This is a genomic window from Maribacter polysiphoniae (genome assembly GCF_003148665.1).
Classification (GTDB): Bacteria; Bacteroidota; Bacteroidia; order Flavobacteriales; family Flavobacteriaceae; genus Maribacter_A; species Maribacter_A polysiphoniae.
Window position 1 is genome coordinate 37,723 of sequence record NZ_QGGQ01000008.1, and the last position, 12,605, is coordinate 50,327.

Below are 12,605 nucleotides of genomic sequence, written 5' to 3' on the forward strand. Positions count from 1 at the left end.
TTTGTGCTTCACTTTTTTAATAAATTTAAAGCCAAACAATTATGGGCCATAATATTAAGCCTGGTGTAGCCACTGGGGACCAAGTTCAGGAGATTTTCAAATATGCAAAGGATAAAGGATTTGCTCTTCCAGGAGTAAACGTTATTGGTTCTGACACCATCAACGGTGTGCTTGAAACCGCTGCTTCCTTAAACTCTCCCGTAATCTTACAATTTTCAAATGGCGGTGCTCAATTCAACGCCGGTAAAGGGTTGTCCAACGAAAACCAGCGTGCTGCCGTTCTTGGTGCCGTTGCCGGGGCCAAACACGTTCATCAAATGGCAGAAGCCTACGGGGCAACTGTTATTCTTCATACAGACCACTGTGCAAAAAAATTATTGCCTTGGATCGACGGTATGTTGGATGCCAGTGAAAAACACTTCGCAGAAACAGGTAAACCATTGTTCAGCTCACACATGATCGACCTTTCCGAAGAGCCAATCGAGGAGAATATCGAATTGTGCAAAGGATATCTTGAGAGAATGAGCAAGATGGGCATGACCTTGGAAATAGAATTGGGTATTACAGGTGGTGAGGAAGATGGTGTTGACAATTCCGATGTTGATGATTCCAAATTATACACCCAACCAGAAGAAGTAGCTTACGCTTACGAAGAGCTTTCCAAAGTAAGTCCTAGATTTACCATTGCAGCTGCTTTTGGTAACGTACATGGTGTATACAAGCCTGGTAACGTAAAATTAACCCCGAAAATCCTTAAGAATTCCCAAGAGTATATCACTAAAAAATATGGTGTCGAAAACAATCATATCGACTTTGTATTCCACGGAGGTTCTGGATCTACAGTAGAGGAAATCAGGGAAGCCATTGGTTACGGTGTTATCAAGATGAATATCGATACCGATTTACAATATGCCTTCTTAGCCGGTGTTAGGGATTATATCCAGGACAACAAGGATTTTCTACAATCACAGATTGGCAATCCTAATGGACCCGATGAGCCCAACAAAAAATATTACGATCCAAGGGTATGGTTACGCGCAGGTGAAAAGACCTTTATCGACCGTTTGAAAAAAGCGTTCGAAGACCTTAACAATGTAAATACTTTATAAAAGTAGTTTAACCCAATATGGAAGATATGTCGTTGTGGTTCAAAAGAAAGGAAAAAGGAATACAAACAGCCACTGAGGAAAAAAAAGACACCCCAAAGGGCTTGTGGTACAAGTCCCCAACAGGTAAGATCGTTGAATCCGAGGAATTGGCCAAAAATTTCTATGTTAGCCCTGAAGATGATTATCATGTTCGAATTGGCAGCAAAGAATATTTCGAGATTCTTTTTGACGACAACAAGTTTACCGAATTGGATGCCAAGTTGCACTCAAAAGACCCCCTTAAATTCACCGATACCAAAAAGTATACGGATCGATTGAAGGCGGCACAAAAGAAAACCGGACTTAAAGATGCCGTACGCACGGGCTTTGGCAAATCCTTGGGAAAGGATGTCGTCATCTGCTGTATGGATTTTAATTTTATCGGGGGTTCTATGGGTAGCGTTGTAGGTGAGAAAATATCAAGGGGTATAGATTACGCCATTAAAAAGAAAGTGCCTTTTGTCATGATTTCAAAATCCGGGGGAGCCCGAATGATGGAAGCTGCTTTATCTTTAATGCAATTGGCCAAGACTTCTGCAAAAATAGCGCAGTTGGCCGAGGCCAAACTACCCTATATCTCATTGTGTACAGACCCTACAACGGGAGGCACTACGGCATCCTATGCGATGTTGGGCGATATAAACATTTCCGAACCTGGTGCATTGATTGGATTTGCAGGACCTCGTGTAGTAAAAGAAGCAACGGGCAAAGATCTGCCTGATGATTTCCAAACTGCCGAATTTGTCCAGGAACATGGATTTTTGGATTTCATAACACATAGAAGGGATTTAAAGAAAAAAATAAACCTTTATATTGATTTGATCCAAAACAATCCGGTTCGCAAATAAAAAACACTATGCTTCTTGAAACCAAAATTATTAGTATCTTTGCGCCCTGATTGAAAATCAATCATATACATAAAAATCATTTAATATAATATTGGAATGTATCTAACAAAAGAGATTAAGGCCGAGATATTCAAAAAACACGGCGGTAAAGAGGAGAACACAGGTTCTACGGAAGGTCAAATTGCTTTGTTCACACATCGCATCAACCATTTAACGGGTCACCTTAAAAGAAACCACAAAGATTATAACACCGAACGTTCATTGGTAAGACTGGTAGGTAAAAGAAGAAGTCTACTGGATTACTTGAAAAAGAAAGATATTGTAAAATATCGTGAGCTTATCAAAGAATTAGGTATTAGAAAATAGAACTTAAAAGGGGAAGCTAGGCTTCCCCTTTTTTATATACTCCTAAGTCCAGGATTCAAAAAAGGACAAATTCAAAAAGCTGCACTCAGTTTTTCATTGGTCAACACACAACAACACAACAACATCCGACCAGTAAGAATGGCGGATGGACCATTGTTTAACAAACCTGAAAGAATCAGGTTTTAAATCGTATTTATGATTCCAAAAGTATTTAAAGAGGTCATTGACCTTGGTGACGGTAGGGAAATTTCCATCGAAACCGGAAAATTGGCAAAACAGGCCCATGGTTCTGTTGTTGTTCAGTCAGGAAAATGTATGTTATTATGTACAGTAGTTTCCAACTACAAACAATCTGATGTTGATTTCTTACCCTTAACAGTAGATTATCGAGAAAAATTTGCCGCTGCTGGTCGTTACCCTGGTGGATTCTTCAAAAGAGAAGCAAGACCTAGTGATGGTGAAGTATTGACCATGAGACTGGTAGATCGTGTATTGCGACCACTATTCCCTAAGGATTATCACTCTGAAACCCAGGTGATGATTCAATTAATGTCGAATGATGAAGAGGTTATGCCTGATGCCATGGCTGGTTTGGCCGCATCTGCCGCCATTCAATTATCCGATTTCCCTTTTGAATGTGCCATTTCAGAAGCAAGGGTTGGCCGTATCAACGGAGAGTTTGTCATTAACCCAACAAGAGCGCAATTAGAGGAGTCCGACATTGACATGATGATTGGTGCCTCCGCTGATTCCGTAATGATGGTTGAAGGTGAGATGGACGAAATCTCGGAAGAAGAAATGGCCGACGCCATCAAATTCGCACATGAAGCCATTAAGGTACAATGTGCAGCCCAATTACGTTTGGCCGAAGCTTTCGGTAAGAAGGAAGTTCGTGAATATGAAGCGGAAAGGGAAGATGGGGAATTAGCCAAAAAAATTCATGATTTGGCTTATGACAAGGTTTACGCAATTGCCAAGGCCGGTTCATCCAAGCACGAAAGAAGTGCTTCATTCGCAGCGATCAAAGAAGAGATCACAGCATCCTTTTCTGAAGAGGAAATAGCGGATTTCGGGGATTTAATCTCCAAATATTACAATAAAGCGGAAAAAGCAGCCGTACGTGACCTTACCCTTAAGGAAGGTTTACGTTTGGACGGAAGGAAAACCAACGAGATCAGACCTATCTGGTGTGAAGTTGACTACCTACCTTCTACGCATGGTTCTTCAATTTTCACCCGTGGTGAAACCCAAGCATTGGCTACTGTTACCCTAGGTACCTCTAGAGATGCAAATAAAATTGACATGCCATCTTACGAAGGTGAAGAGAATTTCTATTTACACTATAACTTCCCTCCTTTTTGTACTGGGGAAGCACGACCTATTCGTGGAACGTCACGAAGGGAAGTCGGTCACGGTAACTTAGCACAACGCGCCTTGAAAGGAATGATTCCTGCGGATTGCCCTTATACTGTACGAGTTGTTTCTGAAGTATTGGAATCCAATGGTTCCTCCTCAATGGCAACGGTTTGTGCCGGTACCATGGCTTTGATGGATGCAGGTGTGCAAATGAAAAAACCAGTTTCCGGTATTGCAATGGGATTGATTTCCGATAGCGAAACAGGGGAATATGCCGTACTTTCCGATATTTTGGGTGATGAAGATCACTTGGGTGATATGGACTTTAAAGTAACCGGTACTGCAGATGGTATTACTGCCTGTCAAATGGATATTAAAGTAAAAGGATTGTCATACGAAATCTTAGTGAATGCATTGCAACAAGCTAGGGAAGGTCGTCTACACATTCTTAAGAAGTTGACAGATACGATTCCTGCTCCGGCTGCTGATGTGAAACCTCATTCACCGAAAATGGTTACCCGTACTATTCCTAATGAATTTATTGGCGCACTTATTGGCCCAGGAGGTAAAGTTATCCAAGAACTTCAAAAAGAAACAGGAACTACCATTGTTATCAATGAAGATCCCGTAACTGAGGAAGGTATTGTTGAAATCTTAGGTACAGACCAAAATGGTATCGATGCCGTATTGGCAAAAATCGATTCGTTGATGTTCAAACCTCAAGTTGGAAGTGTTTATGAAGTCAAGGTCATCAAGATGTTGGATTTTGGTGCCGTGGTAGAATATGCCGAAGCTCCAGGAAATGAAGTATTGTTGCATGTATCCGAATTAGCTTGGGAACGCACCGAAAATGTTAGCGATGTCGTTAACATGGGCGATGTATTTGACGTAAAATACTTAGGTGTCGATCCTAGGACCCGTAAAGACAAGGTTTCTAGAAAGGCCCTTTTACCAAAACCGGAAGGCTACGTGGAAAGACCACCAAGAAACGATAAAGATCGTGGACGCGGAAGGGATGATCGACGTGGAGGCGGAAGAGACAACCGTGATCGCAAACCAAGAAGGGATTAGTTGACAACACCCTTTTTGATTAAATATTCAAGCCCTGACAGCAACGTCAGGGCTTTTTTTATGGTTAATTGAAAAATAATTTACCCCGTTTGTAACATTTGCCTCTTTTTTACGTATAAATATATGCAGTCTATGCAACTTGAACTTAAATATAGTAGATGAGACAGCTTAAGATTACAAAACAGGTTACCAATAGGGAAACCGCATCTTTGGACAAGTACTTGCAAGAAATTGGCAAAGTGGATTTGATTACCGCAGATGAAGAAGTAGAATTGGCACAACGAATCAAGGCAGGCGACCAGATCGCTCTTGAAAAACTTACAAAGGCCAATCTTCGATTCGTAGTATCAGTCGCCAAACAGTACCAAAACCAGGGACTTACTCTACCTGATTTGATCAATGAAGGAAACTTGGGATTGATTAAAGCAGCACAGCGATTCGACGAAACCCGTGGATTTAAATTTATCTCATACGCCGTATGGTGGATTCGTCAATCCATATTACAAGCATTGGCCGAACAATCACGTATCGTTCGTTTGCCCTTGAACAAGATTGGATCGATCAATAAGATCAACAAAACCTTTGCCTTTCTAGAGCAAGCGCATGAAAGAATGCCTTCTGCCGAGGAAATCGCCAAGGAATTGGACATGACCGTTGAGGATGTAAAACAATCCTTGAAAAACTCAGGCCGTCACGTATCTATGGATGCTCCCTTGATTGCCGGTGAGGACTCTAACCTATACGATGTACTTCGAAGTGGTGAATCCCCCAATCCAGATAGGGAATTATTGCATGAATCATTGCGTACTGAAATTGAACGCGCTTTGGAAACCCTTACTCCTAGGGAAGCCGATGTTATTCGTCTATACTTTGGTTTGGCCGGACAACATTCGATGACCTTAGAGGAAATCGGTGAAACATTCGACCTTACAAGGGAAAGGGTTCGTCAAATCAAGGAAAAAGCGATTCGACGCCTAAAACACACTTCAAGAAGTAAAATTTTGAAGACCTATCTAGGATAGGTTAATTGCAATACCAATAACGTTAAATTCTCCTTAAATTGGAAATTTGGCATATATATTGTAATTTTATAGATAACAACAGTTTATCATGACTGTTCGTTTTTTGATTGATGAATAAACTCCGGCTGATTACCGGAGTTTTTCATTTTACACCTTTTCGCATACCATCCAAAGTTTGTAAAAGACCTTTACCCACCCTTTTCCTCAATATATATACCGCTGTTAATGAATTTATAAAATACTGTATATGTAACAATTGTGGCTTATATCCACCCTCCTTCCAAAGTATCTTTAGACTACAGAATCAAGTTATCTTTAATATAAAAACAATACCATGGAAGAACAATTGGAACAGGTAATCAGTATGCCAAGAATTGGCGATGCTGCCCCAGCGTTTAAAGCAGTAACCACACAAGGTGATATTAATTTTCCCGCCGATTACAAGGATAGTTGGGTCATTTTATTCAGTCACCCTGCCGACTTCACTCCCGTATGCACGTCAGAGTTTATGACATTCGCTACTATGGAGGAAAAATTCAATAAAGCAAATTGTAAACTGGTCGGTCTTTCAATCGATGGCCTCTATAGCCACATCGCATGGCTAAGAACCATTAAGGAAAAAATAGAATATAAAGGCATGAAGAATGTCGAAGTCAACTTCCCCTTGATCGAGGACATTACCATGGAAGTCGCAAAAAAATATGGGATGATACAACCCAATGAAGATTCCACTAAGGCAGTACGGGCCGTATTCTTCATTGACCCCAAAGGAATTATAAGGACCATCATCTATTACCCCCTAAGTTTGGGAAGAAATTTTGATGAACTTTACAGGGTAATCATCGCCCTTCAGGCCGCCGACGAATTCGGTGTGGCAACACCCGCAGATTGGTACCCCGGTGATGATGTCATCATTGGCCCAGCAGGTTCCTGTGGTAGTGCCAAGGACAGAATGGAAGACGGGGACATTGATTGTAAGGATTGGTTTTTCTGTACCAAAAAACTGGATAAGGATACCGTCATGGATAGGGTACTTAAAAAATAACCCATATTCATTTTATGATATAAACAGGCAACAGGCGTATAAATACCTGTTGCCTGTTTGGTTTTATAATGCGGAACAAACAACTACATTTGTCACAAGTTTTGAAACTATGGAGAACACACAACCCAACAACCCCCTGCACGGTGTAAAATTAGCGGACATTTTGGAGTATCTTACCCAAAAGTATACCTGGGAAGAATTGGCGAATCAAATCAACATCAACTGCTTCAAAAACAATCCTTCAATAAAATCATCATTGCGTTTTTTGAGAAAAACACCTTGGGCCCGTGAAAAAGTGGAACAATTTTATTTACATTCAATTCGACAATAAATGCCTTTGAACATCGTCCTCATTGAACCGGAAATCCCTAACAATACAGGCAACATTGGTCGTCTTGCCCTAGCTTCCGGCTCAAACCTACATCTCGTAAAACCCTTTGGCTTTGAAATAAACGATAAGCGTCTCAAACGTGCCGGCCTGGATTATTGGCCCCATATCTCCCTATTCATCTATGAAAACATAGCGGACTTTTACGCAAAACACAAGGATAAGAATCTAGTGTATTTTTCGAGCCATGGAAAAAAGGACCATTGGTCAATCGACTTTGAAAATGATATGTTTCTTGTATTTGGTAAGGAATCGGTGGGACTACCGGAGACCATTACCCAAAGCAATTCCGACAAACTCTACAAAATACCGCTCTACAGTCCACACATTCGAAGCCTAAACTTGGCCAATGCCGTAAGCATTGCCGTATATGAGGGTTTGAAACACCTTTAAGATTTCGATTTTATCAAAATTAGCGCCATTAAATACTTGTCCAATACTTTTGTCAACTGTTTTTTGAAAAATATTCAAACCTGTTTTTTGAAGAAATCCAAGACATTAAAAACGATATCAAATCATTACTTTTACATAAAATTCCAGGAATAGCATGACACACAACATTAAAATTGCGCCTTCCCTCCTCGCTGCTGATTTTGGCAACTTGCAACGGGATGTTGAAATGGTGAACAATAGCGAAGCCGATTGGCACCATATTGATATTATGGACGGTGTTTTTGTTCCGAATATTTCATACGGAATGCCCGTATTAAAAGCCATTCAAAAGCATGCCACAAAACCATTGGACGTGCATTTGATGATTGTTGACCCCGACAGATACATAAAAACCTTTGCCGATCTGGGGGCAAGTGTTTTAACGGTGCATTACGAAGCCTGTAATCACCTCCACCGCACCATTCAGGCCATAAAGGCCGAAGGGATGATGGCCGGTGTTGCCATAAATCCACATACGAACATCAGCCTCTTGGAAGATACGATCAAGGACATTGACCTCGTCTGTATCATGAGTGTAAACCCTGGTTTTGGCGGACAATCATTCATCGAGAACACTTATGAGAAAACCAGAACCCTTAAGGCTATGATCCACGGCAAAAGGGCCAAAACCCTGATAGAAATCGACGGAGGGGTCACTTCCAAAAACGCCAAGGCCCTGATCAATGCCGGAGCCGATGTTTTGGTCGCTGGTAGTTTTATTTTCAAAAGCGACAACCCAACACAGACCATACACGAATTAAAGGAAATTTTAAGCTAATGGATTATTTTGATGTTGTAATAGTAGGTGGCGGACCTATTGGCATTGCTTGTGGATTGGAAGCACAGAAAAACGGGCTTAGCTATGTGATCATAGAAAAGGGACCTATTGTCAATTCCCTTTTTAACTACCCCGTCAATATGCAATTCTTTTCGTCTTCCGATTTATTGGAGATTGACAATATTCCGTTTATAAGTAACGAAGCCAAGCCCAAAAGAAACGAAGCCCTGGAATATTACCGGAGGATCGTCACCAATAATGCCCTAAAAATAAACCTCTTTGAAACGGTTGAAAACGTTAAAAAAGTAGATTCCGGATTTGAGGTCCAAACCAACAAGCAAACCTATGGTGCATCATACACCATCATTGCCACAGGTTTCTATGACATTCCCAATCTACTTGACATTCCTGGGGAGGATTTGGACAAGGTCTCCCATTATTACAAAGACCCCCATTTCTATGCGAGTCAAAAATTGGCGGTCATAGGCGCAAGTAATTCCGCAATAGATGCCGCATTGGAATGCTATCGAAAAGGGGCGGAAGTCACCTTGATCATTCGCGAGCCCGAGGTTGGCCAACGCGTTAAATATTGGGTACGGCCCGATATCATCAACAGGATCGAGGAGGGCAGTATCAAGGCTTATTTCAACTCGAACGTAAAAGAAATCCTTCCCCATACGATATTGGTGGATACACCCGAAGGTACCATCGAATTGGAAAATGATTTTGTCCTAGCCCTAACAGGTTACCAACCTAATTTTGGTTTTCTTGAAAAATTAGGCGTTCAACTTTCTGATGACGGGAAAAGATTGCCGCAATACAATAAGGAGACCATGGAAACCAATGTCGAAGGCCTTTATCTTGCCGGGGTCATCTGTGGCGGTATGGAAACCCATAAGTGGTTTATCGAAAACTCCCGTATTCATGCCCCGATGATCATGAATTCGATTTTGGCCAAAAAATAAAACCAGGATTACTGGATTTTGGGCGCACTGGAAATCCGGAGTGATTTCCGAAGCCACAACTTATGATGAGGTTGTATGCCATGCTTGTATTGCGTAGGTTAAAACAATCCAAGTTATTACCACTAGGAATAAAGTTAGTGGCAACAGCATGGGGAGGTACTTCCATCCCTTCCTGGGGTTTGAAAATCCGGTAATTTATGAATTATCCAATCTTTACCTTATAGCTGCCAGAAGCGGGATAAAAAGAAAGCGTCATCTCCAATATCGCCCATAAAACCTTATTACCAATATACTCCCGAGCAATATCTTGATTAATCCATTTTAGGATAGAAGTATCCAATCTCTTTCCTTAAACATATGGACTGTCTTTTGACCTATTAATTCAGTAATAGAAACCCTATTTTGACATTACAGCATGGTTAAGGCAACAGGTGTGTTGGAATAGTGCCGGATTTCAGGATTACTCCGGAAATAAAAAGCAGCATCCAAACCACGAAAAAACTTCCCTGCTCCGTTGCAACGTTCTTTACAATAACATAAAAGGAAATACAATTATAGAAACGAAAAAAGCAACTAATTGAACTTCAATTAGTTGCTTTCGAATTTAAGTGACCCCGGAGGGATTCAAACCCCCAACCCTCAGAGCCGAAATCTGATGCGCTATTCAGTTGCGCCACGGAGCCATTTATGTAATACACGCTGTTAAGAGCGCGCTAAGATAGTTTATTTTTTACAATAGTAGAAATGGTTTTTCCATCTGCTTGTCCGGCCAATTCCTTTGACACCATCCCCATTACCTTACCCATATCCTTCATACCTTCCGCGCCAACGGCATCAATGGTCTGCACCACCACTTTCTCAATTTCCTCTTCGGTCAATTGCTCGGGTAAAAATTGTTCTATAACAGCCGCTTGTTCCAATTCCGGGGCAGCAAGGTCATCCCTACCCTGTTCGGTATAAATAGCCGCACTATCCTTTCTTTGTTTTACCAACTTTTGAACCAATTTGGTTTCATCGGCTTCAGATAATTCACCACCTGCCCCACTGGTCTGCGCCAAAAGCAAAGCGGATTTTATCGCCCGCAACGATTCCAAGGCTACAGTATCCTTAGCTTTCATTGCAGTTTTCATCTTTTCCATTACCTGTTTTTGTAAACTCATAACGTATACATTTTGAGCCTACAAAGATAAAAAAATAAACCCGAAAATTGGAGAAGTTTTCGGGTTTAAAGCAGGCTGTCCAACATGTGGTTAATCCACGTTATCGTGCAAAAATGAGTTATTGGAACGCAATTGGATGTCTTCATTGCTATCCTCACTCAAAGTTGTTCTTGAAACTTTCTTCTGAATGGGTTTATCATTCAAACTAACACCTTGACGCTTGTAAGCGGGCTCCTTTTCAATCTCATCGATATTACTCAGATTGTTTTGGAATTTATAGTTGAAATCCTTTAATTTTCTTCTGCGCTCATCGGCACGTTGTTTTAACAATTCCTCTATTGGACTATCCATAGGGTCTGTTTCCTCAACCTGCTGTGGAGCGGTTTTTATGGTTCTCTTCTCAAAGATCAACTCATCCTCGATGATTTTAGGCTCGAACTCCTCTGCCTTTGATTTGGCACCCGTCAATTGATTTTCCAACTCCATATAGTCATCCAGACTATAACGGGTCTCCCCTTCCTTACTGTATTCTAAAACAGGAATGACTTCTACATGGCCATTAACATCCATGTCCTTTACTTCGTCATCCAAATTAAAGGTAATGACGTTCGCATTTTCCTCTTCATTCTTTGTATCGTTCAAGGGCATATCAAAACTAATGGCAAACTGATCTTCATCCTTTTTGGTTGAAATAACTTCAGGCTCCACTACTTCAATATCATTGATATTATCCTTGGCCTCAAAGATGACAAAATCATCCTCTGAAACATTTTCCGCGACGACTTCCTCATAGAAGACGTTGAAATTCCTGATATAATTCGTGGTTGGAATCAAATCCAAACCATCGCCTTCCTCAAATTCGAATTTCGCTTTCGGTTGTTGGGAAACTTCCTCCTCTTGATCCTCGACCAATTGGTGAACAATGTTCTGAGGTGTCAGATTCTGCACTGCCTTTTGCTCATCTTCCAACGTATGGATGATTTTTTTAGATTCGGTATTTACAATATCATCCTGTTGATCGATATTAAAACCCGTGGCGATAACAGTAACCGCGATAGCTTCCCCTAAGGAATCATCCTCACCAACACCCATGATGATGTTCGCGCCGTGACCGGCTTCCCCTTGTATGTGATCATTGATCTCACCAATTTCATCAATGGTAATTTCCTGTGCCCCGGAAACGATCAACAGTAAGACATTCTTTGCCCCGGAAATTTTATTGTCATTCAATAAAGGTGAATCCAAAGCCTTCATTATAGCCTCATTGGCCCTTGAAGAACCAGAAGCCATGGCAGAACCCATAATTGCCGTACCACTATTTGAAAGCACGGTTTTGGCATCACGTAAATCGATATTTTGTGTATAATGGTGGGTGATGACCTCGGCTATACCCCTTGCGGCAGTGGCCAATACTTCATCTGCTTTTGAGAAACCAGCCTTGAAACCTAAATTTCCGTATACTTCCCTTAATTTATTATTATTGATGACGATGAGCGAGTCAACATTGGCACGTAATTTCTCAATACCCTTCTGGGCTTGATCGCACCTCATTTTACCTTCGAATTGGAAAGGCATAGTAACAATACCAACAGTAAGAACATCCATTTCCTTCGCTTGCTTGGCAATTACAGGGGCAGCACCAGTACCTGTTCCCCCGCCCATACCTGCGGTAATGAATATCATTTTTGTGGTATTATCCAACATGGATTTAATATCCTCCATGCTCTCTATGGCAGCCTGTTCACCTACTTCGGGATTTGCCCCTGCACCCAACCCTTCAGTCAGGGATACACCTAGTTGTATTTTATTGGGAACCGGACTATTGTCCAAAGCTTGGGAATCGGTATTGCAGATTACGAAATCCACGCCGTTTATTCCGGCCTGGAACATGTGGTTAATGGCATTGCTACCTCCACCGCCAACGCCAATGACCTTAATTACATTGCTTTGGTTCTTGGGTAAATCAAAAGCGATACTATCCATTTCAGTGTTCTTGCTCATACTGTTTATATTACTGGTTTTCTTT

At 41.3% G+C, this 12,605-nt stretch carries 12 protein-coding genes and 1 tRNA gene; 10 read left to right on the forward strand and 3 right to left on the reverse strand.

The genetic code is table 11. The features are described from left to right. Window positions 1-41: 41 nt before the first annotated feature. The 10 genes from fbaA (at window position 42) to LX92_RS15435 (ending at window position 9,419) form a co-directional block, all read left to right on the forward strand. Complete coding sequence (gene fbaA / locus LX92_RS15390) at window positions 42-1,109, forward strand: class II fructose-bisphosphate aldolase (protein WP_109652524.1); 1,068 nt, start codon at window positions 42-44, stop codon at window positions 1,107-1,109. 26 nt (window positions 1,110-1,135) lie between these two features. Further along, on the forward strand, window positions 1,136-1,996 hold the full coding sequence (gene accD, locus LX92_RS15395) for an acetyl-CoA carboxylase, carboxyltransferase subunit beta (protein ID WP_109652882.1): 861 nt from the start codon (window positions 1,136-1,138) through the stop codon (window positions 1,994-1,996). Window positions 1,997-2,092: 96 nt separating this feature from the next. After that, window positions 2,093-2,362 (forward strand): 30S ribosomal protein S15, encoded by a 270-nt coding sequence (gene rpsO, locus LX92_RS15400; RefSeq protein WP_109652527.1) that lies wholly within the window; start codon window positions 2,093-2,095, stop codon window positions 2,360-2,362. A gap of 195 nt (window positions 2,363-2,557) precedes the next feature. Beyond that, window positions 2,558-4,789, forward strand: a complete 2,232-nt coding sequence (locus LX92_RS15405; protein WP_109652530.1) for a polyribonucleotide nucleotidyltransferase — start codon at window positions 2,558-2,560, stop codon at window positions 4,787-4,789. Between the two features lie 158 nt (window positions 4,790-4,947). After that, window positions 4,948-5,811: a sigma-70 family RNA polymerase sigma factor gene (locus tag LX92_RS15410; protein ID WP_013304569.1), complete on the forward strand. Its 864-nt coding sequence runs from the start codon at window positions 4,948-4,950 to the stop codon at window positions 5,809-5,811. Between the two features lie 334 nt (window positions 5,812-6,145). After that, window positions 6,146-6,856, forward strand: coding sequence for a peroxiredoxin (locus LX92_RS15415; protein ID WP_109652533.1), 711 nt, complete (start codon window positions 6,146-6,148; stop codon window positions 6,854-6,856). 109 nt (window positions 6,857-6,965) lie between these two features. Then, window positions 6,966-7,187 carry a VF530 family protein gene (locus tag LX92_RS15420; RefSeq protein WP_109652536.1) on the forward strand — a complete coding sequence of 74 codons (222 nt, stop codon included), beginning with the start codon at window positions 6,966-6,968 and terminating at the stop codon, window positions 7,185-7,187. Then, a complete protein-coding gene (locus LX92_RS15425; protein ID WP_109652539.1) occupies window positions 7,188-7,637 on the forward strand; it encodes a tRNA (cytidine(34)-2'-O)-methyltransferase in 450 nt (149 codons plus the stop codon). A 154-nt stretch (window positions 7,638-7,791) separates the two neighbouring features. Next, window positions 7,792-8,454: a ribulose-phosphate 3-epimerase gene (rpe, locus tag LX92_RS15430; RefSeq protein ID WP_109652542.1), complete on the forward strand. Its 663-nt coding sequence runs from the start codon at window positions 7,792-7,794 to the stop codon at window positions 8,452-8,454. Beyond that, the gene (locus tag LX92_RS15435) at window positions 8,454-9,419 is read left to right on the forward strand and encodes a YpdA family putative bacillithiol disulfide reductase (protein ID WP_109652545.1); all 966 of its coding nucleotides are present in this window, start codon (window positions 8,454-8,456) and stop codon (window positions 9,417-9,419) included. The genes rpe and LX92_RS15435 overlap by 1 nt, the downstream gene beginning before the upstream one ends. A gap of 609 nt (window positions 9,420-10,028) precedes the next feature. On the opposite strand, the gene LX92_RS15440 is transcribed toward LX92_RS15435, so the two are convergent. The 3 genes from LX92_RS15440 to ftsZ form a co-directional block, all read right to left on the reverse strand. Beyond that, window positions 10,029-10,102 (reverse strand) — tRNA-Arg (locus LX92_RS15440). 30 nt (window positions 10,103-10,132) lie between these two features. Continuing rightward, window positions 10,133-10,579, reverse strand: a complete 447-nt coding sequence (locus LX92_RS15445; protein ID WP_109652548.1) for a GatB/YqeY domain-containing protein — start codon at window positions 10,577-10,579, stop codon at window positions 10,133-10,135. Window positions 10,580-10,669: 90 nt separating this feature from the next. Continuing rightward, entirely contained in the window at window positions 10,670-12,580 is a 1,911-nt protein-coding gene (gene ftsZ / locus LX92_RS15450) for a cell division protein FtsZ (protein WP_109652551.1), read from the reverse strand. Between the last annotated feature and the right edge of the window lie 25 nt (window positions 12,581-12,605).